Origin of the sequence: Embleya sp. NPDC050493, from assembly GCF_044458105.1 — a bacterium.
Taxonomy (GTDB): Bacteria; Actinomycetota; Actinomycetes; order Streptomycetales; family Streptomycetaceae; genus Embleya.
On the sequence record NZ_JBITHP010000003.1, the window covers coordinates 341,527 to 363,840 of the forward strand.

Annotated in this window: 14 protein-coding genes; 6 read left to right on the top strand and 8 right to left on the bottom strand. The window is 72.9% G+C overall.

Features of this window, described 5'->3' with window-relative positions; all coding sequences use genetic code 11:
- Position 1: 1 nt before the first annotated feature.
- The 6 genes from ACIBM5_RS08330 to ACIBM5_RS08355 all read right to left on the bottom strand — a co-directional run bounded on the left by ACIBM5_RS08330 (position 2) and on the right by ACIBM5_RS08355 (position 5,463).
- Positions 2-892: a pyridoxamine 5'-phosphate oxidase family protein gene (locus ACIBM5_RS08330; protein ID WP_396006028.1), complete on the bottom strand. Its 891-nt coding sequence runs from the start codon at positions 890-892 to the stop codon at positions 2-4.
- 168 nt (positions 893-1,060) lie between these two features.
- Positions 1,061-1,516, bottom strand: a complete 456-nt coding sequence (locus ACIBM5_RS08335) for a VOC family protein (protein ID WP_396006029.1) — start codon at positions 1,514-1,516, stop codon at positions 1,061-1,063.
- A 234-nt stretch (positions 1,517-1,750) separates the two neighbouring features.
- A complete protein-coding gene (locus ACIBM5_RS08340) occupies positions 1,751-2,533 on the bottom strand; it encodes a hypothetical protein (protein ID WP_396006030.1) in 783 nt (260 codons plus the stop codon).
- A 171-nt stretch (positions 2,534-2,704) separates the two neighbouring features.
- A complete protein-coding gene (locus tag ACIBM5_RS08345) occupies positions 2,705-3,223 on the bottom strand; it encodes a GNAT family N-acetyltransferase (RefSeq protein WP_396006031.1) in 519 nt (172 codons plus the stop codon).
- An 11-nt stretch (positions 3,224-3,234) separates the two neighbouring features.
- Positions 3,235-3,858: a helix-turn-helix domain-containing protein gene (locus tag ACIBM5_RS08350; protein ID WP_396006032.1), complete on the bottom strand. Its 624-nt coding sequence runs from the start codon at positions 3,856-3,858 to the stop codon at positions 3,235-3,237.
- 99 nt (positions 3,859-3,957) lie between these two features.
- Positions 3,958-5,463, bottom strand: coding sequence for a YibE/F family protein (locus ACIBM5_RS08355; protein WP_396006033.1), 1,506 nt, complete (start codon positions 5,461-5,463; stop codon positions 3,958-3,960).
- Positions 5,464-5,695: 232 nt separating this feature from the next.
- Here ACIBM5_RS08355 and ACIBM5_RS08360 point away from each other — a divergent pair, with 232 nt between their 5' ends.
- Both ACIBM5_RS08360 and ACIBM5_RS08365 read left to right on the top strand, forming a co-directional pair.
- On the top strand, positions 5,696-6,136 hold the full coding sequence (locus tag ACIBM5_RS08360) for an Lrp/AsnC family transcriptional regulator (RefSeq protein ID WP_391584123.1): 441 nt from the start codon (positions 5,696-5,698) through the stop codon (positions 6,134-6,136).
- An 83-nt stretch (positions 6,137-6,219) separates the two neighbouring features.
- Positions 6,220-6,573 carry a DUF6204 family protein gene (locus tag ACIBM5_RS08365; RefSeq protein WP_391584122.1) on the top strand — a complete coding sequence of 118 codons (354 nt, stop codon included), beginning with the start codon at positions 6,220-6,222 and terminating at the stop codon, positions 6,571-6,573.
- 52 nt (positions 6,574-6,625) lie between these two features.
- Here the strand turns inward: ACIBM5_RS08365 and ACIBM5_RS08370 are convergent, their stop codons facing one another.
- The gene (locus tag ACIBM5_RS08370) at positions 6,626-7,198 is read right to left on the bottom strand and encodes a 2'-5' RNA ligase family protein (RefSeq protein ID WP_396006034.1); all 573 of its coding nucleotides are present in this window, start codon (positions 7,196-7,198) and stop codon (positions 6,626-6,628) included.
- A gap of 133 nt (positions 7,199-7,331) precedes the next feature.
- Here ACIBM5_RS08370 and ACIBM5_RS08375 point away from each other — a divergent pair, with 133 nt between their 5' ends.
- Positions 7,332-7,868 (top strand): DoxX family protein, encoded by a 537-nt coding sequence (locus ACIBM5_RS08375; protein WP_396006035.1) that lies wholly within the window; start codon positions 7,332-7,334, stop codon positions 7,866-7,868.
- A 195-nt stretch (positions 7,869-8,063) separates the two neighbouring features.
- On the top strand, positions 8,064-8,897 hold the full coding sequence (locus ACIBM5_RS08380) for a hypothetical protein (RefSeq protein ID WP_396006037.1): 834 nt from the start codon (positions 8,064-8,066) through the stop codon (positions 8,895-8,897).
- A 171-nt stretch (positions 8,898-9,068) separates the two neighbouring features.
- Here the strand turns inward: ACIBM5_RS08380 and ACIBM5_RS08385 are convergent, their stop codons facing one another.
- A complete protein-coding gene (locus ACIBM5_RS08385; protein ID WP_396006038.1) occupies positions 9,069-11,000 on the bottom strand; it encodes a glycerophosphodiester phosphodiesterase in 1,932 nt (643 codons plus the stop codon).
- A gap of 669 nt (positions 11,001-11,669) precedes the next feature.
- On the opposite strand from ACIBM5_RS08385, the gene ACIBM5_RS08390 reads away from it, so the two are divergent.
- Both ACIBM5_RS08390 and ACIBM5_RS08395 read left to right on the top strand, forming a co-directional pair.
- Positions 11,670-16,691: an amino acid adenylation domain-containing protein gene (locus ACIBM5_RS08390; RefSeq protein WP_396006039.1), complete on the top strand. Its 5,022-nt coding sequence runs from the start codon at positions 11,670-11,672 to the stop codon at positions 16,689-16,691.
- Positions 16,688-22,237, top strand: a complete 5,550-nt coding sequence (locus tag ACIBM5_RS08395) for an amino acid adenylation domain-containing protein (protein WP_396006040.1) — start codon at positions 16,688-16,690, stop codon at positions 22,235-22,237. The genes ACIBM5_RS08390 and ACIBM5_RS08395 overlap by 4 nt, the downstream gene beginning before the upstream one ends.
- Positions 22,238-22,314: the final 77 nt, after the last annotated feature.

A 22,314-nucleotide genomic window follows, 5' to 3' on the forward strand; every position in this document is an offset into this window, starting at 1 on the left:
TTCAGGAGACGGGCGGGTTGAAGCGGGAGTAGTTCGGCGCACTCCAGCGCAGGGGGACGGCATCGGCGATCTCCACCACGCCGGTGACGGTGAACTCGACCAGGCGCTGGGCGCCCGGCACCCGGGCGATCTCGTCCGCGTCCCAGAGGGTGCGCGCCGCGCCGGTCAGGTGCAGGGACGAGCCGGTGTCCCAGCCGGGCACCAACAACCCGGCGGCAGGATGCAGTTCGAGGTTGCCCAGGGTGAGGAACATGGCGTTGCCGACGTAGTCCGGCCAGCGCATCACGCTCGGGGACAACACCTGGACGAAGCCCGGATTGCCTCCCCGGTGCGATGCGTCGGTGTTGCCCGACTCGTCCGAACTGGCCACGAAGAACGTGTCGGTGGCCCGCAGGGTTCGCTGTTGCGCCGGTGTCAGCGCGGTACCCCGGCTGACGTGCCGGGTGCCTCCCGGTGCCGGGGCGGACCCCGAGTCGGAGAGGAAGCGGAATTCGCGTTTCTGGATGTACTTGGGGCAGTTGGAGATCACCTGGTCGAGGTCGACGCGCAGGCCGCCGGTCGTCGGCGTGGAGCGGCCGTTGATCCGCATCCTGCGTCGCGAGGTCGGCTCGATGGCGATCATGCCGACCGTGGCCGGTCCGGCGAGGACTTCGGCGAGCGGGTCCTCGGCGAGCGGCAGTGCGTCGACGAGGAGGGTACGCGGGTCGGGGACCCGCAGGAAGCCGGGGTCGCCGACCAGTTGCGAGGACCAGATCCGGCCGGCGGCGTCGGTGCCGCCGACGATGATCATGGGTTGCTCGGTGAGGAATGCCGCGGCAACCGGTGGGATGGACTCCCCGATGCCGCCGAGTGCGAACGACGCCTGACGAGTCAGGTCGGCACGGTCCTGCACCGCGCGTTCTCCGCGGTGATATCGGGTTGCCACGGCATTCCCTCCGAAGGTGGTCGTGCGGGTCACGCCGACGGGGCCGGCGCCTCGCGGGTGTGGGTCGGGTTCGGAATCACGGGTCGGGAGCGTGCGGGGAACGGGATGTCGACCCGGGTCCCCGCAGGACGGGGCTTAGAAGAAGCCGCAGGTCGGGGCACCGGCGGTGGGCGCGTCCGCGGGGTCGGCACCGGAGGGGGCGTAGATCTCCAGGCGGATGCCGTCGGGGTCGGTGAAGAAGATCCCGCCGGAGGTCCCGTGCTCGCCGTGCGGCACCACCCCCTCGTAGCCGAAGCGCGCGTCGAGCCCACGCAGGACCTGCTCGGCGGCCTTGACCTCGTCGATGGTCTCCACCTGGAAGGACAGGTGGTGCAGGCCCGGGCGGTCGACCGGGAACTCGCCCTCGCTCTGCTGCCACAGGGTGACCAGGAGCCTGCCGTCCCGGCCGAGGAAGACGAACCGGCGGTTCGCCTCGTTGCCCTCGGCCACCACCTCGAATCCGAATACGGCCCGGTAGAAGGCCGCGGAGCGGTCCGGATCGGTCACGTTCAGTCCGACGTGGCCGGTCTGAAGTGTCTTGAGGTTGCTCATCGTTGCTCCTGGGTGCCGGGTGCTGGGCCTGATGATCGAAACGGTGGTGGTACACGCGGCGTGGGCACATGCCGGTGGCTCGCAAGCCGGTGCGCCCCTCGCTTGATCTAATGATTGCACACTTGGTCAGCCATTAGAAAATGGGTGTCGTCCGCATGCGTGATCCGGGCCCGGAAACGGCTCCGCCCCGGACGGCGGGGCCGTCCGGGGCGGGCTGTTCGTCGTCGGGTGAGCTCAGCGGCCCAGCTGGGTGTAGGTCTTGAACGTGTACAGGCCGTCCAGGGTCACCGAGTTCGAGCCGGCGGGCGAGGGCAGTGCGTTGCGGTGGTCGAGGACGGTGCCGAGCGGGCCGCAGTTCGTGGCGGCGGGGATCGCGACGGTGTTGTCCCACAACGTGCCCTTGAGGACGGGCGGGTCCTTGGACACCCATTCGTTGGGACCCTTGCGCATCATGGTCAGCCGGATCGGGTGCTCTTCGGTGCCGATCGAACACCCCTTCGGCAGCAGGGGACCGCTCAGCGCGAGGGTCACATCGAGGCCGCCGGCGGCGGTGCCGTGGGAGAGGAAATCGAACCAACCGCCGTACCTGGTCTCGACGTTCACCCCCAACACGGGTGCCCGCTCGGGCAGTCCCGGGACGCCGAGCAGGCCGCCGGTCGCCGGGCTCGGCGTGGCGTGCATCGCGCCGAACACCTGTCCGGTCGAGCCGTCGGGCAGTGGACCCTCGGCATGGGTGATGGTCATCGGGCGGAGCGGGACGGTGAGTCCGCCGAGTCGCATCTCACCGGTGGCGACGTGCACTTCGCAGCGCCATCTGTCCGGGTCCGCGTCGGCCGGCAGCGCGGGGCAGTCGGTGAAGTCGAAGTCGGGCAGTGGTGCGGCGGCCGGGGCCGAGGCGGTGCGGGCTGCCGGCGGACCGTCCGCCAGGGCCGGTGCGGTGCACAGTCCCACGGCGCCGAGCGCGAGGCCGGCGCATGCGGCGGCCCTGGCCAACTTGCGGTTTCTGCTGCGGTCCACGGTGATCGTCCCTTGCCTTGGGTGGATGACTGACTCCCCCCGAAGGTAGGGAAGTTCACCCGCGGGCAGTATCCGGCGACCCCCAGGCCCGGCGCTGGTGCAGGCCCCCGCCCCGATGTGGTGCCTGCCGGCGCGGCGAGCAGGGCGGGCAGGGGTGGATCGGTGCGTGGATCAGGCCAGTTGCTTGTAGTAGAAGCTGCAATCCCGCAGCGCGCCGGCCGGGTCGGCCGCGTAGTGCGGGACCACTCCGTAGCGGGTCCAGCCGGCCACGCGGTAGAGGTGGTCCGCCGTACTCTCGGTCTCGGTGTCGAGCAGCAGAAGAGTGGCGCCCGCTCGGGCGGCGGCGCGTTCGGCGGTCGTGAGCAGGGCCCGGCCCAGGCCGCGACCGCGTGCGTCGCGGTGCACCATGAGCTTGACCACCTCGGCGCGGTGCCGGCCGTTGGGCTTGCGCTCCAGGGCCAGACTCACGGTGCCGGCGACGCCGTCCGCGCCGCGGGCGATCCACACGTGCAGGCTGCCGTCGGCGACGGCCGACTCCCGTTCGTGCCACCACCGCGCCGCCTCGGTCGCGTCGAACGGCGCCACGAAGCCGAGCGAGGAGCCGTCGGCCACGACCTCCGCGAGGAGGCCGGCCAGGCCCGGCACGCTGTTTCGGAAGTCTTCGGCGGTCAGCCGGGTGATGGTGTGCATCGAGGTCTCCATTACGGCAGCACGATCAGCAGGGCGTAGCGGACCGGATCCGGGCCGGGGCAGCGCAGGCGCGAGCGGCCCCACAGCCGAAGGCGCAGACAGTCCCCGGCGCGCACCTCGTGCACGCGACCGTCCGCGGTCATCTCCAGCACGCCCTCCAGCACCCAGATGTGCTGCTCCAGCCCCGGCACGGGCGGCCCGTCGTAGGAGATGTCCGCACCGGCCCGCAGGACACCCTCGACCACCTCGCCGCGCAGTCCCGGGTGCGGCGGCGACACCGAGCGCCGGGTGAAGCCCGAGGCGCGGTCCACCCACACCTCCTGCCGGTCGGCCCGTACCAACTGCGAGGGCTCCGACTCCACTTCGGCGAGCAACTGCGACATCGTCCGTCCGTACACCGCGCACAGCCGGCCGAGCAGGGCCGCCGTCGGGCTGATCTCGCCGCGCTCCAACCGGGACAGCGTGGATCGACTCACATCCGCGCGGTGTGCCAACTCGTCCAACGACCACCCGTGCTCCGCCCGAAGTCCGGCCAGCCGTCCGGCCAACCGAGCCTCCACCTCCTCGGGTGTGCCGCCGCCGGGCGCCGCCTCGGCGTGGGCGCCCGGGCCTCTCGGATCAGAGGTGTTTCTCATATCAGGGAGGATATCCCGAATACGAGACACGGGGGAAGGGGGCGCAGCGGAGTGCCCGGGCTCACCCCGTGCCCCGCGCTCTCCCGCCCGGATGCGCGGTCAGCGCCCTCGGTGTCGGCCCCGGGCCGCGGGCACCGAAGCCGGGGCGGGCCTGCCCCGCGCGGGCTTGCCGTGGTCGGCCGCGGCCAGGATCGCCGCCAGGCCGGTGGTCACCGGGACCGAGGCGACCAGGCCGATGCTGCCCACCAGGGTGCGGGCGATCTCCTCGGCGACGATCTCGCTGGTGGCCACGTCCAGGACGTCCCGACGGGCGATGGAGAACAGCAACATCAGCGGCAACGCCGCGCCCGCGTAGGCCAGGACGAGGGTGTTGACCGTGGACGCGATGTGGTCGCGGCCGATCCGGATGCCGGCCCGGTAGAGCCGACGGGCCGTCATGGTCGGGTCGGCCTGCTTGAGTTCCCACACCGCCGAGGTCTGGGTGACGGTCACGTCGTCGAGCACGCCCAGCGATCCGATGATGAACCCGGCCAACAGCAGGCCGTGCAACTCGATGTCCGGATACAGCGCGTGGACCAGGCCGGTCTCGTCGGAGGTGTTGCCGGTCAGGTGCGCCCACCCGATGAACAGCGACCCGAGCACGCCGATCAGGGACAACGACACGAGCGTGCCGACCACCGCGACCGAGGTGCGTGCGGACGGGCCGTGGCACAGGTACAGCGCCACGAACATGATCGCGCTGCCGCCCACGACCGCGACCAGGAGCGGATCGGAACCCTGCAGGATGGCGGGCAGGATGAAGAACGACAACACCGCGAAGCTGATCGCGAGCGCGATCAGCGCGGTCAGTCCGCGCAGTCGACCCACCACGATCACCGCGACCGCGAACAGGCCCGCGAGCAGCAACATCGGCGGGCCGCGCCGGACGTCGATCACCGAATACCGCAGGTCCTCCGGGGCGCCGGGGGAGTACGCGAGCACGACTCCCTGGCCGACCGAGAATCGGCGCAGTTCACCGGGCCGGACCAACTGCGAGATCCGCCGGCCCTTGTCCGCGCCGGAGGTGACCTCGATCGTGGCCCGGTGGCACTCGGCGGGCGCCGCCGAGGAGCCCGGTGCGCCGGGTGCGCCGGAGGCGCCGAGCGAGGGCGGCGGCCAGGGGATACCGCCGGGGTGGTCGGGCGGGGCGGTGCTGCCGGGTTGCCCGTCCGCACCGGAGGTTCCGTTGCCGCCGGGTGGGCCGCCGGCGTCGGCCGGGCCGCCGAAGACCTCGGCGTCCGCCTGCGCGCAGGGCAACTCCTCGACCCGGGTGACCCGTCCGTCCCGGGTCTCCTGGTCGAAGCCGACTCCGGTACGCGGGTGCGCCGGGGTGCCGCCCGGCCACAGCACCACCAGGCCCACCACCACGGCCGCCGCGAACGGGATCAGGACCGCGGCCACCAGGCGCCGCAGCCGGGCCGACGCGGGCGACGGCGGCCCGTGCGCGTGGCCGTGACCGGGTACGTGGCCGCCATGGCCGGCCGCGTGGTGTGCGTGGCCCGGCGCGGGATCGGATGTACCGGGGACCTCGTCCGTAGCGCCCTGATCCGCCCGTGTCCTGCCCATGGCCCAGCCCCTCCCGATCCGGTCGACGCGTTCCGGCGGACCTCGGCGGAAGCGTATCGGGCCGAGACCCCCGCCCCGCAGGCGCTCACGGGGATCGGCGCGCGCCGGAGGCTCGCGGCACCCGCGCAAGCAACTTGCGGTGGATCACCCTCGGGGCGCAAGATTCTTGCCTGCCGGTCCGGTTCATGGTCCGGCGTTTTGCGTGGCAGCGCCGAAGAGTGGAGCGTCGAGCATGGCCGAGATCGACAGCATCGACCACACGATCCTGCGCATGCTGCGCGAGGACGGACGGCGGACCTTCTCCGAGATGGCGGGCCAGATCGGCCTGTCCGTCGCGGCGGTCAAACGCCGGGTGGACCGCATGCGCGAGGAGGGCGTGATCACCGGCTTCACCGTCCAGATCGACCACGCCAAACTGGGCTGGGGCGTCGAGGCGTTCACCGAACTGCGCTACCCGGGCAGCATGCCGGTCGGCGAGATCGTGCGCACCGCATCGGACACGCCCGAGGTACAGGCGGTCTACACGATCGCGGGCGACCCCGACGCGCTGATCCACGTCCGCGTCCGCGACATCACCCATCTGCAACAGGTGATCGACCACCTCCGTCGCAACGGCAACGTCACCGGCACCAAAACCCTCATGGTCCTGGGCTCCTGGACCAAGGAGAGCTGACCCGCCGGCCCGCGCCTTCGCCGCCGCCCCGGCACGACGTCGCGGCCGGCAAATTCGGTTGAGGCGGAGCCTAGGGTTTGCGTATGAGTGAACGTACCTTTCGGATCACCGTCCGGGGCGCCTTCGACGGCCTGAGTGACGAGCAGCGGGCGGCGTTGGCGGCCGAGGCGGCCGAGCACGACGTCCTGCGGGCCGCCTTCACGGCGGAGGGGCACCTGACCTACGACGTGGCCGCGCGGCCCTTCTTCACCTTTCGTTTCCTGGACTCCGGGGAGGCGGAGGAGGACATCGTGCCGGCGACCGCCCGGGCGGTCGCCGGAGCCGAGGCGTGGCTGACCGAGCGGGGCTATGGCTACAAGAACCTCAAGGCCCAGGCCGAGGACCTCTCCCAGGCGGCCCTGTCCAAGCGCCAACGGCGGGCTCGCGCGGCCGGCTAGGGTCCGTCCTCATCCCGCGTCGTGGTGCTCGGCGCGGGATCGAAGACAGACCCTAGGGTCGGCCCCCGCCGGTCGCGTCGTTCGCGGTGCGCGGCGCGAAGGCGAACGAGTCCCGCACGGCCCAGTCGCCGTCGTCGTCGCTGACCACCAGGTCGAGTCGGTCGACCCGGGTGGGCAGCGGCAGACGGCTCGTCACCTCCTGCGCCAGGGCCCGCAGTTCGTCGGGGCCCTGGCCCAGCGCGACGGTCAGGTGCGGACCGACGTCGTCGGCGTCGTCCAGATACGCGCCCCCGTAGGGGAGGTAGTCCGGCCAGCGGCCGGTCACCGCCTCGATCAGGCGCAGCACCGGCTCGGCCGGATCGGGTGCCAGCCACAACCCCCGATGGAATTGGCCGACCCGGTTGAAGACCAGGTCCAGCGCGGGCTGCGCGGCGGCGATGTCGGCGAGCGCCGCGAGGTCCGCGGGGCCGATGTCCCCGGGCGGGAGCCACGGGTAGAGCACGGTGACGTGCGCGGGGATCCCGTCGGCGGTGCGCGGGTCGTAGCGTTCGCGCCAGGGCTCGACGACCTGTTCGACGTCGGGGACCAGCAATACCAGGGCACTCGCCGCGTTCCGTTCGGCCATTCCCGCAGTGTACGGTCCGTCACCGGGTATACCGGCCGATCGTCGGAACGCCGCCGGAGTGTTTCGACCGCCGGGGCGGGGCGAGGTGTTCGGGTGGGTTCGAGGCACCCGTTCCGGGGGCACTCGTCCGGGCATGGCTGTGTTGAGAACCTTCGCGCGTCCCATGCTCGCCTCGATCTACGTGCTCCAGGGCTACGACGCCGTGGTGCGTCCGGACCGGGTGGTGCCGGCCGCGGAACCCGTGGTGCGCCGCATCGCCGGATGGGTGCCGGTGGTGCCGGCCGACATTCGCACGGCGGTACGGCTGAACGGCGGCGTGCAGTTGGTCGCCGGCACGCTGCTCGCGCTCGGCCGGGTGCCGCGTCTGTCCGCGCTCGCGCTCGCGGTCACGCTGGTGCCGACCACGCTCGCCGGGCATCGGTTCTGGGGGGCCGAGACCGAGCAGGAACGTGCCGGGCAGCGCATTCACTTCCTCAAGAACGTGTCGATGTTCGGCGGTCTGCTGATCGCGGCCGCGGACACCGGCGGCAAACCCTCGCTCGCCTGGCGCACCCGCCACGGGGCACACGCGCTGCGCCACGACTCGACCCTGGCGCGCCGAACCGCCGAGGCGACCACTGCCTCGACCGGTGCGGCCCACCGGCTTGCCGATCTGGTGCCCGGCCACTGACCCGGGGCGCCCGCGCCCCCGGCGGGTCGGCGGCGCACCGTGCGGATGCCTCCGCGGCGTCGCCGGGAACCGATACCGGCCGGCGACCATCGAAGCGGCGTGACTTCGACGGATGACGGGGACGTCCCCGAAACACAAGGCGCCAGGAACGACGGGGGCGTGCCCGCAGCGGAACGCGCCGGCGATGACGGGGACGTGCCTGCGACCGCACGCGCCATCGAGCCGGTCCTGCCGGGTCGGGCAGGCGAAGCAGGTGACCCGGGCCGGCGCCGCCGGGCCGTGATCCGGGCCGTGCTCGCCGCCGGGACGCCGGTTGTGCTCGCCGCGGCGGTGCTGTGTGCCTGGCAGCCGTGGACCGACGACGTGGACCGAGCGCACGCGGGGTCGACCCTGGCTCCGGCGAGCCGGGCCTATCCGGTGCTTCCCGACCCCTTCGGCGACCGCTACGACGCCGGGCTGTCCTCCCGGCTGATCCGACAGCGGCAGGCGTTCCGGCAGAGCGTGGCCGATGTGCTGCAACGACACCTGCCGCCGGGAGCGGCGGTGGCCGTCAGCGAACTCTCGTTCGGCGACTACCGGGTCACCGTCGAGGGCAAGGAGTACCGGGTCGTGTTGTACATCGACCCGAGCCGGACGGGCGGACGACCGCCGGAGGGAGCGGTCCCGATGGCCGGCGAACTCGGCCCCCGTCTCGGCGCGGACACGTACGACCCCGGATGCAAGCCTCCGGCCGCCCGACCCGCCGGTTCCGGCTGCGTCGACGGGGCGCTGCCCGACGGCGAGTTCGCCGCCGTCCACTTTCCCGAACGGACCGACCTCCCGGTCGCCGACCCGGGAAGGGGCGGCCCGTCCTCGTCCTTCCGGTACCGGAACGGCACGGTCGCCCTCGGGATCCTCGCGCACGAGCCGTCCCGCACGGTCGCTCCGATCACCGGCGAGCAGTGGCTCGGGCTGGTGACCGACCCGTCCTTCGTCGAACTCGTCGACTACTGGCGCGCGCATCCCGCGCTGAAGGGTCACGGCTGGTAGGGGCGGGCCGAGACGGGGCGCCCGGTTGCCGAGCAGCCCCGTCTCGTCCTGTCCCTGTCCCTGCGCCTGGCCCTGCCCGTCGTGCTCGACCGGCACCGGTACGACGCGGGCGGTCCCGGAGTCCGCGCCTCGCGGCCTCGCGGCCTCGCGGCGCCGGTGCCGGTGCCGGTGTCAGAGCAGGGCGCGGGCGTCGCCGGCGATCAACCGGGCGCGATCCGCCGGGATGGTGCGCCCGGCCTGGTTGTCCGCCCACCGGGCGAGCGCGTCGTACTGGTCGTGGGCGAGCATGGTGGTGAGCGTGGCGATCGCGTTGCGGTCCGCGGCGGAGGTCAGGATCAGGTGCGCCAGGCCGGTCCTGGACGCGGTGAGCGTGAAGCCGGCCTCGACCGCCGTGCTGCCGCCCGGACCCTTGGCCTCGGCGCGCAGCGTGTGGGAGCCGAGCGGCAGCGTGCCGGAGTCGATCGGCACACCGGGCGGCAACTCCCGTCCGTCCAGGGTGAGTCGGACCGTCTCGGCGCCTGTGGTGTGCAGCGCGGGCACCGGGTTGCTCGCGCGCTCCACCCGGGCGCCGGGCGCGGGCGCGAGTACCTTGACCGTCGGTGCGGCGGGCGACACGGGCGGGCCGATCTGTCGCCACGCGGCGATCCAGCCGGCCAGTTCGGCGGGGCGGTTGGTGATGAACGCGTCCACGCCGCCCGCGTCCAGGGTCTTCCAGCCGGCCGCGTCGTCCACCGTCCACGCCATCACGGCGACGCCGGCCCGATGCAGGTCGGCGACCAGACCGGGGCGGGTGGCCAGGGCGGCGGCCGAGGGGTTGTAGGCCCTGAGGTCGAGCTGCCGGGCGAGGGCGACCGGGTCCGCGTCCAGCGTGCTGCGGAGCAGGCCGAGCGGAAGGTCGGGCGCCACCTCGTGGGTGAACACGAGCGCGTCGACCTCGAAGCTCTGGACGAAGACCCGTCCGCTCATCCCGGTGTCGCGGATGTCCTTGACGATCCGGGCGACCTCGTCCCTGGTGTGCCTGCCCTTGATCTCCAGGAGCAGGTTTCCGCCGCGCGTGCGCAGGTCGTCGAGTTGGGCGCGCAACGTCGGCACCCGGGCCCCGGCGTGCAGCGGGGAGAACCACGAACCGGCGTCCAGGCCCGCGAGTTGAGCGGCCGTCAGGTCGCGGATGCGGCCCTTGCCGTCGGTGGTCCGGTCGACCGTGTCGTCGTGCAGGATGTGCGGGATGCCGTCCCTGCTGGGCTGGACGTCGTTCTCGATCCAGTCGGTGCCGGCCCGGCGGGCGGTCTCGTCCGAGACGAGCGTGTTCTCCGGCGCGGCCGAGGAGGCACCGCGGTGTGCGATCACCGTCGGCGGGGCTCCGGGCGCGCGCAGGTAGGCGTTCGCCTCCGGGTCCAGGCGGGTGATCCGGACGTCGTCGAAGGAGACCCGCGCACCGTTGACGAGCAGCGCCTGCGCGCCGTCGGTGGACCGCTGGAGCCGGGTGGTGCGCAGCGCCTCGCGGCCGTCCACCAGCAGGCGGGCCCGGCTGCCGTGCACCTCGACCGCGACCCGCACGTCCCGACCGGTCCCGGCGGCGGTGGGCGCCGAGCCGGTGTCGGTCACGTTCCAGGTACCGGCGGTCGTGCGCTGGGCGAACTCAAGGCCGTTGGCCGCGGTGGTACCCGTACGCATGGTTGCGATCGACCACGGGGTCGTTCCGGCGGCGGGCACGTCCAGGCCGAAGGCGGTCCAGCGGGCGCTGTCGGTGGCACTCTCGAAGCGGACCACCGCCTCGAAGCGGAAGTCCGCCAGGTGCCGGCCGAAGGTGATCCGGCTCTGTTGGCCGGAGTTCGCCGAGGTGCCGACCAGTCGGCCGTTCTGCACCTGCCAATCGCCCTCGACGGCCCGCCACCCCTCGGGTAGTGCGGAACCGGCGAAGTCCTCCGACACCACCACGTCGCCGGCGGTCGGTGCGGCGGCGGGTTCGGCGGCCGCGAGTGAGACGTCGATCAGACCGGCGCCGGCGCCGATGCCGAGAGTTGCGACCAGGGCGCCGGCCCGGAGTCGGGAGCGATGCCGCCGAGGCAGCCGGAACGGGGACGAAGACGTTCGCGAGAACATGGTCGAAACGGTAGGAAGCGCGAACGAACCCCCGAACACACGAGGGCGAAGCTCTGCTCAACGGTTGCATACGGGCGAGCGTCGCCGGACGGATCGCCGCGTGCGAGCATCGCCGAGAGCGTTTCCCCAACCGCGCCCGTTGCCGCACCCCGTCGCGGTACGGGAGGCGCCGGGCGGGGGAGGGTCGCCGGGGGCGGAGCATCCGCGCGGCGGAGAGCGCGTATTCGGCTCCGGGATCCGGCGCGCACCAAGCGCGGTGCAAGGCCGGGGCGGTACTTCTTGAGCACCGTGACGACGGGCCGACGGGCCGACGCACACTTCGACGGAGCGGTCGACCGCCGACCGGCCCGAGGTTCGACGGACCGGCCGCCGGACCGACGGACCCCGCCCGAGTGATCGGCGCAGCACCACCCGGCGATCGACCGCCGAGCCACCGAGCACACCCGGCCGCGCCCACGCGGTGTCGCGGCCGGTCCGCCGCAACCGTTCGGGTGCCTCGGAGTCGCCGGCACGCCGACCACGCCCGGCCGCGACGGCGGCTTTCAGCCAACCCGAAGTAGTGAGGGGCAGATGCTAGGCACAGTCAACGCTTTCCTCCACGATCTCTCCGGGAGCACATCGTCTGCGCCGCCGACCACGAATCGGCACCAGGACACCTCAGGAGAGTCGATGAGTCCAACCGCTTTCCCAGCACTGGATCCGGCCGCATCCCTGGCCGCTCTGGTCGATACCCGGATCGAGCACTCGCCCGGCTCGATTGCCTTGATCGCCGGCGAACACCGGCTCTCCTACCAGGAGTTGGGGGAGCACGCCGACCTGGTCGGGGCGCGCCTGGCGGCGGCCGGGGTGCGGCACGGCGATCTGGTCGGCGTCTGCCTGCCGCGTACCCCTCACCTGCTCGCGACGCTGATCGCCGTGCTGCGTGCGGGTGCCGCGTACGTCCCGCTGGATCCGGAGTACCCACGTGAGCGCCTGGAGTGGGTGATCGGCGACGCACAGGCTCCCGTCGTGGTCACCGACCGCTCGCACGAGCACCTGCTCGCCGGCGCCACGGCCGGCCTCGTGTACGTCGACGCCGAGCCGCCCGCGGACCTGCGGCCGGCCCGTGCGCACACCGGCCCGGACGATCTCGCCTACGTGCTGTACACCTCCGGCTCCACCGGCCGGCCCAAGGGTGTGCGGGTGCCTCACCGGGGCGTCACCGCGATGCTGCGCTGGGCGGCCGACACCTACCGGCCGGACCAGGCCCGGGGGGTGCTGTTCGCCACCTCCGTGTGCTTCGACATCTCGGTCTTCGAGATGTTCTTCCCGCTCGCCGTCGGTGGCACGGTGATCCTGGTGGAGAACGTGCTCGCGCTCGCGGACGCGCCCGCCCGGGACGAGGTCACCCTGATCAACACCGTGCCCAGTGCGATGGCCGCGCTGTTACGCGGGCCCGGACTGCCGCGCGCGGTGCGCACGATCAACCTGGTGGGCGAGGCGCTCTCGCGTCGGGTCGCGGATCAGGTGTACGCGTGTCCGCAGATCGAGCGGTTGTACAACCTGTACGGGCCGACCGAGGACACCGTGTACTCCACCTGGGCAGTGGTGGATCGCACCGACCGGGCCGAGCCGCTGATCGGTATACCGCTGCCCGGCACCACCGTGCACGTGCACGACGAACACGGCGAGCTCGCCGCGCCCGGCGAAGTCGGCGAGCTCTACCTCGCGGGCGAGGGCCTCGCACAGGGCTATCACGGGCGCCCCGACCTGACCGCCGAGCGGTTCGTCACGGTGGCGGGGGAGCGCCGGTACCGCACCGGCGACCTGGTCCGCCGCCGGCCCGACGGCGCGCTGGAGTATCACGGGCGCGTGGACCACCAGGTCAAGCTGCGCGGGTTCCGGATCGAACTGGGCGAGATCGAGGCGGTGTTGACCGGCCACCCGGGCGTGCAGGCCGCCGCCGTGGTGCTGCGCGAGGATGCGGCGGGACCCTATCTGGCGGCGTTCGTGCAGTGCGCCGACCGGATTCCCGAACCCACTGCGGCCGAGCTGCGCGCGCACTGCCTGACCAGGGTTCCGACCTACATGGTGCCCGACGCGGTGACCGTGCTGCCCGACCTGCCGCTCACCCTCAACGGCAAGATCGACCGCAACGCGCTGCCCGCCGCGGCCCGATCCCGGATTCGGGACGTCGAGTTCGTCGCGCCGCGGACGCCGACCGAGACCCGGATCACCGAAATCTTCCGCGACGTGCTCGACGCGTCCCGGATCGGCGTGCACGACCCGTTCCTGGATTCGGGCGGCAACTCGCTGCTCGCCGTGGGGCTGCTCGCCCGGATCGAGCGGGCCTGCGGGGTGCGGATCACGCTCGACGCGTTCTTCGCCGGCCCCACGCCGGCCGCCGTGGCCGAGCGGGTGGAGCGGGCGGAGGATTCCACCGCCGCCCCGATGGTCGAACCACCGCACCGCACCCTGAACGGGCCCGCGCTGGTGGGCACCGTGCAACGCGAGTACGCGATGCACGAACTGGTCATGTCGGGCAGCGGGTTGTACAACGTGCCGCTGCGGATCCGGGCCACCGGCGCCCTGGACGTGGCCGCGCTGGGCCGGGCGCTGGGCGAGGTGGTGCGCCGACACGAGGTGTTGCGCACGGCGCTGTTGCACCGGACCGGCGAATGGGCGGCCGAGATCCGCCCGCCCTACCCCGTCGAGGTGCCGGTGCTCGACCTGCCCGGCGCGGACGGCGACGAGGACGCGCACGAGGAACGCCTGGATGCCGTGCTGCGCGCCGAGGCGATGCGGCCGCTGGACCGGGCCGAGGGCCGACTGCTGCGCGCCCTGGTGGTGCGGGTCCGCCCGGACCGGCACGAACTGCTGCTCACCGTGCACCACATCGCGATGGACGGCTGGTCGATCGGCCTGCTGCTGCGCGACCTGGCCTGCGCCTACCAGGGGCTGCCACTGGCCGAACCGGCCCTGCAATACCGCGACGTGGCCGAATGGGAGCGGCGCTACGCGGACGCCCAACACGAGGAGGCGCAGCGCTGGGCCGGTCGGCTCAAGAGCCTGGGAGGCGAGCAGCACCTGCCCGGCGACCGCGACCACCCCGACCCGTTCGACCCGAGCGGAGCCCGCCTGGCCCGTCGCCTGGATCCCGAACTCCTGCGCGCCGCCGAGGAATGGGCGGCGGGCGAAGGTGCCAGCCTGTACATGACCCTGCTCGCCGCGCTCGGCACGCTCGTGCACCGCGTCACCGGCCGCACCGATCAGGCGGTGCTGACCCCGTTCGCGGTCCGCCCGGTGCCCGAACTGGAGGACGTGGTCGGCCCGTTGCTCAACACCGTGCCGCTGCGCTTTCGGATCGAGGGCACCGACACGTTCCGTGAGGTGGTGCACCGGCTGCGGCCGGTGGTGTTCGACGCGCTCGATCACTGCGCACTGCCCTACCTGGAGCAGCTGCGCCTCGCGGGCGTGACCGGCGCGGAATCCTCGACCCCGGTGTCGCAGACGTTGCTCGCGGTCCAGAACCACCCGGGCGCCTCGGTCGAACTTCCGGGACTGAAACTGGAGTTCCTGAACGAGGTGTGCAACGGCGGGGCCAAGACCGACCTGTCGATGTTCCTCGAGTTCCCGGCCTCCGGACCGTTGTTGTCCGTGGAGTACCGCACCGGACGCTACGACCGGGCCTCGATCGAGACGATCATCGACCATCTGATGGCCGTATTGGCCGAGGTGCTGGCCGCGCCGGACCGAGCGATCGGTGAAACGATCATGCTCGATCCGGCCGAACGCGAACGCCTGATGCAGGCGGACAACCCGGCCCCGACCGCGCGGCCCGACCTGGGCCTGGCCGATCTGGTCGCGGCGCAGATCGCCCGCACCCCGCACCGGATCGCCGTCTCGGCCGACTCCGGCACGCTCACCTACGCCGAACTCGACGCGATCGCACACCGATTGGCCCGTGCCTTGCGCGCCCGCGGCGCCGAACGCGGCACCCTCGTGGCGATCGCGATGCCGCGCTCCCACCTGCTGCCCGCAGCCCTGCTGGGCGTACTGCGCACCGGCGCCGCGTACCTGCCCATCGACACCGAGCAACCCATCGCCCGCAACCGGGCGCTGCTCGACGACGCCAAGGTCACCCTGATCGTCGGCGAGCGGGCGCACGCGGCCGACACCCCGCTCCTGGCCGATCCCGGCTACGAAGTGGTCCTGGTGGACGGCCCGGAGGTCGCCGCCTCCTCCTCGGCGGCGCTGCCCGGACGGGCCGAGAGCGAGGATCCGGCCTACCTGATCCACACCTCCGGCTCCACCGGCCGGCCCAAGGCGGTGGTCGTACCGCACCGGGCGATCGTCAACTTCCTGCTCTCGATGGCCGACCGGCCCGGACTCGGCCCCGCCGACACGATGGCCGCCGTCACCACGCTCACGTTCGACATCGCCGCGCTGGAACTGTGGTTGCCGCTGGTGGTCGGCGCCCGGGTCGAGATCGCCTCCCGGGAGACCGCCGGCGACGGCCGCAGGCTCGCCGAGTGGCTCGCCCGCCGCGAGGTGACGGTGTGCCAGGCCACCCCGGCCACCTGGCGCATGCTGCTCGACGCGAACTGGCCGGGCCGGCCCGACCTGGTGGCGCTCTGCGGCGGCGAGGCACTGACCGGAGACCTGGCCGGCGCCCTGCTCGACCGCTGTGCGCGGGTATGGAACATGTACGGCCCCACCGAGACCACCGTCTGGTCCACCGTCCTGCGGGTGGACCGCACGCATGCCGCGCGACGCGTGGTCCCGCTCGGCACGCCGATCGCCAATACCCGGGTGTACGTGCTGGATGCGGCCGGACGGCCCGCGCCGATCAACGCGCCCGGCGAGTTGTGCATCGCCGGCGCCGGGGTCGCGCTGGGCTACCTGGGCCGGGCCGAACAGACCGCCGAGCGCTTCGTCCGCGACCCGCTGGGCCCGCCCGGCGCGCTGATGTACCGCACCGGCGACCTCGCCTGCCGCCGACGCGACGGCACGCTCGAATACCACGGCCGCGCCGACCACCAGGTCAAGCTGCGCGGCTTCCGGATCGAACTCGGCGAGATCGAGGCCGGATTGACCGCACTCCCGGGCGTCACCGGCGCGGTCGCGCGACTGTGGCAGGGACCGGCCGGGCCGACCCTGGTCGGCTACGTCGTGACCGAGGCCACCTTCGACGCCGCGGACCTGAGCGCCGCGCTCGCCGAACGGTTGCCCCGGCACCTGGTTCCGGGCGTACTGGTCCCGCTCGACGCGCTGCCGTTGACCCCGGCGGGCAAGATCGATCGGGCCGCCCTGCCCGAACCCCGACCCGGCGGCAGCGGCGCCCCGCCCGAGGGCGACTGCGAGGAGATCCTGGCCGAGATCTGGCAGGAACTGCTCGGCCCGCACCGGATCGGCCGCGACGACGGATTCCTCGCGCTGGGCGGCAATTCACTGCTCGCGCTGCGCCTGATGGCCGTCGTGAGCGAACGCTTCGAGATCGACTTCCCGCTGCGCGTGGTCTTCGAGGCGCCGACGCTGGCCGCGATGGCCCGGCGGATCGAGGACATCCTGCTCGGTGAACTCGACGAGCCCGCCGGCTTCGACGGGCTCGGTGTCCCCGCGGGGCCCGCCGCCTTCGGCGTCCCGAGCCCGTCGAGCAACCACGCCGGGCACGCCACCGCCGACACCTCGACCGACCTGGACGCGGGATGACCGACTCCGAGGAGATCCTGACCACCCGCCCCGAGCCCGACCCGGAGCAGGCCCGCCGCGAGCTGCTCCGCCGCCGACTGGCCCGGGCCCGCGTGGCGACACCCCGCACCGACCTGATGCCCAGGCCCGCGGACGTGCCCGCGCCGCTGTCCGCGGCGCAGCGCCGGATGTGGTTCCTCGCCCAGTACGAACCCGACGGCGCCGCCTACAACATGCCGCTCGTGCTGCGCCTCACCGGACGGCCGGACGAGGGCGCGCTGGTGGCCGCGCTGACCGACGTGGTCGCCCGGCACGAGGTGCTGCGCACGGTGTATCCCAGCGTGGACGGGCACGTGCTGCCGACCGTGCACGACATCGAGCAGTTCCGGGTGTCCGTGCTCGACCGGCCCGAGCCGGAGGTGGCCGGGCTGCTCGCCGCCGAGGCCCGCCGTCCGTTCGACCTCGCCGGCGAACTGCCGATCCGGGTGACGCTGTTGCGTTCGGCCGAGCGGTACGTGCTGAGCGTGGTGCTGCACCACATCGCGGCCGACGCGTGGTCGGTGGGCGTGCTGTTCCGGGAGCTGACCGCCGCGTACACCGCGCGATGCGCCGGCCATCCGCCCGAACTCCCCCCGCTGCCGGTGCAGTACGCGGACTTCGCGTACCGGCAGCAGACCACGCTCGCGGCCGAACTCGACCGGCAGACGGCCTGGTGGCTGGCCCGGCTGCGAGGCGCGTCGGGCACGGTGACCGTGCCGGAGGACCGCCCGCGCCCGGCCGTCGCGGACACCCGCGGCGAGCGGATCCAGGTCGCCTTCGGGGCGGAGCGCTCGCGGGGGATCCGGGCCCTGGCCGAACGCACCGGCGGCACCACGTACATGGTGCTGCTGACCGCGCTGCAGATCGTGCTGGGCCGGTACAACGGGACCACGGACGTCACGGTGGGCAGTCCGGTCGCCGGGCGCACGCACAGCAGCACGGACGCCCTACTCGGCTGCTTCGTGAACACGTTGGCGATGCGTACCGACCTGTCCGGCGAGCCGACCGTGCGGGAGTTGCTGGGCCGGGTGCGAGAGCACACCCTGGCCGCGTTCGCGCGGCAGGAACTCCCCTTCGACCGGCTGATCGACGCCCTCGGTCCGGACCGGGAACTCGCCTACACGCCGCTGTTCCAGGTCCTGTTGAACGTGCACAACCAGGCACCCGCCCGTCCCGTGCTGCCGGGCGTCGAGGTCGAGTGGTGCGACACGCACACCGGCGCCGCCAAGTTCGACCTGGCGGTCGCCGTGCTGGACACCGGACCCGGCGATCAGCTGGTCGCCGACCTGGTCTGGCGCAGCGTGCTCTACGACGAGGCGACCATCCGGCGGGTGTTCGGGCACCTGACCACCGTGTTGGACGCGATGATCGCCGATCCGGACCGGCCGGTGGACGACCTGCCGCTGCTGACGGCCGTCGAGGAACGCCGACTCGCCGGGTGGAACGACACCGCTCGGGAATGGGACACCGAGGGCACGCTGCATGCCCTGGTCGAGGAGCAGGCTCGGCGCACTCCGGACGCACCCGCCGTGCGCGGCGCCGACGGGGAGCTGAGCTACGCGGAACTCGACGCGCGGGCGCAGGCGTTGGCGGATCGGCTGCGCGGCGAGGGAGTCGCCCCGGATCGGGTCGTCGGGCTGTTCGTGGAGCGTTCGAGCGCGCTGATCGTGGGCATGCTCGGCATCCTCAAGGCCGGCGGTGCCTATCTGCCGCTGGATCCGGTGTATCCGGACGAGAGGGTGCGGGCGTTGCTGGGCGCGGCCGATGCGGTCGCCGTGGTCACGACCGGGGACCTACGGGGGCGGGTGGCCGGTTCGGTGCCGATCGTGCCGGTCGAGGCGGGGCCCGCGGGGCCGGAGGGCGATGGGCCGGGGGTCGCGGACCGCGAGGCGTCCGGCCCGATCGGCTCGGCCACGCCGCCCACCCCGGCCGATCCGTCCGCGCCGGGTGACCCAGCCGCCCCAGCCGCCCCAGCCGGCTCGGTCGCGGAGGCGGGGCCCGGGAACCTCTGCTACGTGTTGTTCACGTCCGGCTCCACCGGCACGCCCAAGGCGGTAGCCGTCGAGCACCGCAACTACCGCAACTACCTGGCCGGTCTGCGCGAGCGGGTGGGCCCGGGGCGGGCGGCCGACGGGCGGCCCCGGAACTGGGCGCTGGTCTCCACGTTCGCCGCCGACCTGGGCACCACCAATGTGTTCGGCGCGCTCACCGGCGGTGGTTGCCTGCACCTGTTGACCCGGGACCAGGCCACCGATCCGGACGCGTTCGCCCGGTATCTGAGCGCCCATCGCATCGATGCGATGAAGCTGGTGCCCAGCCACCTGGAGGGGCTGGCCGCGCTCGGCGATCGGCTCGCCGAGGTGCTTCCGCGCGAGCTGCTGATCTGCGCGGGCGAACCGCTGCGCGCCGATCTGGTGAACCGGATCCGGGCGGCCCGGCCGGAGTTGACCCTGCACAACCACTACGGCCCGACCGAGACCACCGTCTCGATGCTCGGCGCGCCGGTGACCGGCGTGCCGGCCGGGGCGTCGAGTGCCCCGCTGGGACTGCCGTTCGGCAACGTGGGCGCGCACGTGGTGGACGGGTGCGGTCGCGTGTTGCCGGTGGGCGTGCCGGGGGAGTTGTACGTGACCGGGGCCGGGCTGGCCCGCGGCTATCTGGGTCGGCGGGAGACGACCGCGGAGCGCTTCGTCGAGTGGGCCGGTCGGCGCGCGTATCGCACCGGGGATCTGGTCCGGCGTCGTCCGGACGGCCTGATCGAATTCCTCGGCCGGACCGATCACCAGGTCAAGATCCGCGGCTTCCGGGTCGAGATCGGCGAGGTCGAGGCCGAACTGGCCGGGCAGCCGGGGGTTCGCGAGGCGATCGTGGTGGCCCGCGGCGAGGGTGCCGCGCGCAAACTGGTCGGCTACGTGGTCGCCGACCCGAACGCCGCGGTGGACGGCGCCGCGATCCGGGCCGCCACCCGGACCCGGCTGCCCGACTACATGGTGCCCTCGGCGGTGCTCGTGCTGGACGCACTGCCGCTGACCGACGCGGGCAAGGTGGACCGGGCGGCGCTGCCTACGCCCGAGCTCGCACCGGTCGAGACCGGCCACGTCGAGCCCGACACCGCGACCGAGGAGGTGGTGGCCGCGGCGTTCGCCGAGGTGTTGGGTACGACCGGGGTCGGTGCGGCGGACGACTTCTTCGCGCTGGGCGGCGACAGTTTCTCCGCCGTCCGCGCGGTCCGCACGATCGGCCGCGGGCTGTCCATCATCGACCTGTTCCAACGGCCCACCGTGCGCGAACTCGCCGCCCTGCTCGACGAACGTGCCGGCGACCCGGACCCGGCCGAGCGCCCGCGCACGCTGCTGCACCGCCTCACCAGGGATGCCGGGCCGACCACGCTGACCCTGGTCTGTGTGCCCTACGGCGGCGGCAGTCCGATCACCTTCCAACCGCTGGCCGACGCCCTGCCACCCGAACACGGCTTGTACGCCGTGGAGTTGCCCGGTCACGATCCCAGCCGGCCCGAGGACGAGCCGGAGTCGCTGGAACTGCTCGCCGATCGGCTGACCGCGCAGATCACCGAGCGGATCAGCGGTCCGATCCTGCTCTACGGGCACTGCCTGGGCGGTGCGCTGGCGACCGCGCTGGCCGGGCGGTTGGAGGCGGCCGGCGCCGAACTGCGCGGCGTCGCGCTGGGCGGGACCTTCCCGGCCGCACGGCTGCCGGGCCGGTTCGCCGAGTGGATGGCCAGGCGGTTGCCCGGCGACCGGCTGCTCTCCGACCGTGCCTACCTCGACTACCTGCGCGCGATGGGCGGCTTCACCGACGTCTACGACGAGGCCGAACAGCGGTTCCTGATCCGGGCGCTGCGGCACGACGTGCGCCAGGCCGAGGACTTCTACACGCGCGCCTACGGTGACGAGCGGCCCGCGCCGGTGGCCGCGCCGATCCTGTGCGTGGTGGGCGAAAAGGACCGGGCGACGCTGCTGTACGAGGAACGCTACGCCGAATGGGAGCACTTCGGCCCGCGGGTCGAGCTGGCGGTGATCCCGCGCGCCGGGCACTACTTCCTCAAGCATCAGGCCGGCGAACTGGCCCGGGTGTTGAGCCGTTGGTCGGCGGGTCCGACACCGGCGGCCGAGCGGCCGAGCGCGCGACCGGCCTCGGCGCGGCCGAACCTGGCCACCTTCGCGAAGGTGGCGGGCGGGCAGTTCGTGTCGATGATCGGCACCGCGCTGTCCACGTTCGCGCTCGGGGTGTGGGTCTATCTCCGGACCGGCTCGGCCTTCGATTTCGCGATGATCTCGGTCGCGGCGGTGCTGCCCGCGGTGTTGTTGTTGCCGATTGCGGGTGCGGTCGCGGACCGGGTGGACCGGCGGCGGATCATGATCGCCACCGATACCGTGGCCGCCGCCGCGATGTTGTCGCTGGGTGTGCTGTTGTGGACCGACCACCTGCACCTGTGGCATGTGTACGTGGTGGCGTGCGTCGGTTCGATCTGCAACGCCTTCCAACGGCCCGCCTACATCGCGGCGATCGCCCAGCTGGTGCCCAAACGCTATCTGGGCCAGGCCAACGGGCTGGCCCAACTGGGCACCGGATCCGGTGACATGCTCGCCGCGCTGGCCGGCGGCGTGCTGGTGGCGGCGGTCGGATTGCACGGCGTGGTGTTGTTCGACATGGCCACGTTCCTGATCGGGGTGACCGTACTGCTGCGAGTACGTTTCCCGGACACCCTGTTCGAGAAGCGCGAGGAGCCGCTGCTGCGCGAAGTGGTCACCGGTTGGCGGTACATCGTGCGCCGGCGCGGCCTGGTGGCGATGGTGGTCTTCTTCGTGGTGTTCAACTACCTCTTCGCGGTGGCCACCGTGCTGGTCACCCCGATGGTGCTGGCCGACGGCTCGGCGGTGACGCTGGGCGTGGTCACCGCGTTCGGCGGGGTCGGTGCGGTGCTGGGCGCGCTGGTGATGGCGCTGTGGGGTGGGACCGCGCGGCGGGCCACCGGCATGATCGGCTTCACCTCGGTGGTCGGCCTGGCCGCGGTGTTCGCGGGCAGTCGGCCCGAACCGGTGTTCGTCGCGCTCGGGTTGTTCGTGTTGTGGGCGGCGCTGATGATCCTGAACTCGCACTGGATGGCCCTGATCCAGACCAAGGTCGGGATGGAGTTGCAGGGGCGGGTGTTGGCCACCAATCAGATGTTGGCGATGTCGATGATGCCGCTGGGCTTCGTGACCGCCGGACCGCTCGCGGACCGGGTGTTCGAGCCGCTGCTGCGCCCCGACGGCGCACTCGCCGGTTCGGTGGGCGTGGTGCTGGGCACCGGACCCGGGCGCGGCACCGGCCTGTTGTTGGTCCTGGTCGGTCTGGTACTGGGCGTCTGGGGCCTGGTGGGGTTGTCGTATCGGCCGCTGAGCCGGATGGAGGACGCGCTGCCGGACGCGATCCCGGACGTGGAGATCGGTGACAAGGACACGATCCAGGCGCAGGCCGACCGGCGGTTGACCCGCGCGGGTGAGGTGGGCGGGCCGGCGACCTGATCGGGGGCACACGCACGGTGCGGACGCGGCGTTCGGTGCCGCGCCCGCACCGCGCGCGGCCGACCGGCCCGGGATGG

Coding starts and splice junctions, on each gene's coding strand:
- ACIBM5_RS08360 (WP_391584123.1), top strand. CDS start 5,696: ATGGCCGAGATCGACAGCATCGACCACACGATCCTGCGCATGCTGCGC.
- ACIBM5_RS08375 (WP_396006035.1), top strand. CDS start 7,332: ATGGCTGTGTTGAGAACCTTCGCGCGTCCCATGCTCGCCTCGATCTAC.
- ACIBM5_RS08390 (WP_396006039.1), top strand. CDS start 11,670: ATGAGTCCAACCGCTTTCCCAGCACTGGATCCGGCCGCATCCCTGGCC.
- ACIBM5_RS08350 (WP_396006032.1), bottom strand. CDS start 3,858: ATGAGAAACACCTCTGATCCGAGAGGCCCGGGCGCCCACGCCGAGGCG.
- ACIBM5_RS08335 (WP_396006029.1), bottom strand. CDS start 1,516: ATGAGCAACCTCAAGACACTTCAGACCGGCCACGTCGGACTGAACGTG.
- ACIBM5_RS08385 (WP_396006038.1), bottom strand. CDS start 11,000: ATGTTCTCGCGAACGTCTTCGTCCCCGTTCCGGCTGCCTCGGCGGCAT.
- ACIBM5_RS08345 (WP_396006031.1), bottom strand. CDS start 3,223: ATGCACACCATCACCCGGCTGACCGCCGAAGACTTCCGAAACAGCGTG.
- ACIBM5_RS08395 (WP_396006040.1), top strand. CDS start 16,688: ATGACCGACTCCGAGGAGATCCTGACCACCCGCCCCGAGCCCGACCCG.
- ACIBM5_RS08355 (WP_396006033.1), bottom strand. CDS start 5,463: ATGGGCAGGACACGGGCGGATCAGGGCGCTACGGACGAGGTCCCCGGT.
- ACIBM5_RS08370 (WP_396006034.1), bottom strand. CDS start 7,198: ATGGCCGAACGGAACGCGGCGAGTGCCCTGGTATTGCTGGTCCCCGAC.
- ACIBM5_RS08365 (WP_391584122.1), top strand. CDS start 6,220: ATGAGTGAACGTACCTTTCGGATCACCGTCCGGGGCGCCTTCGACGGC.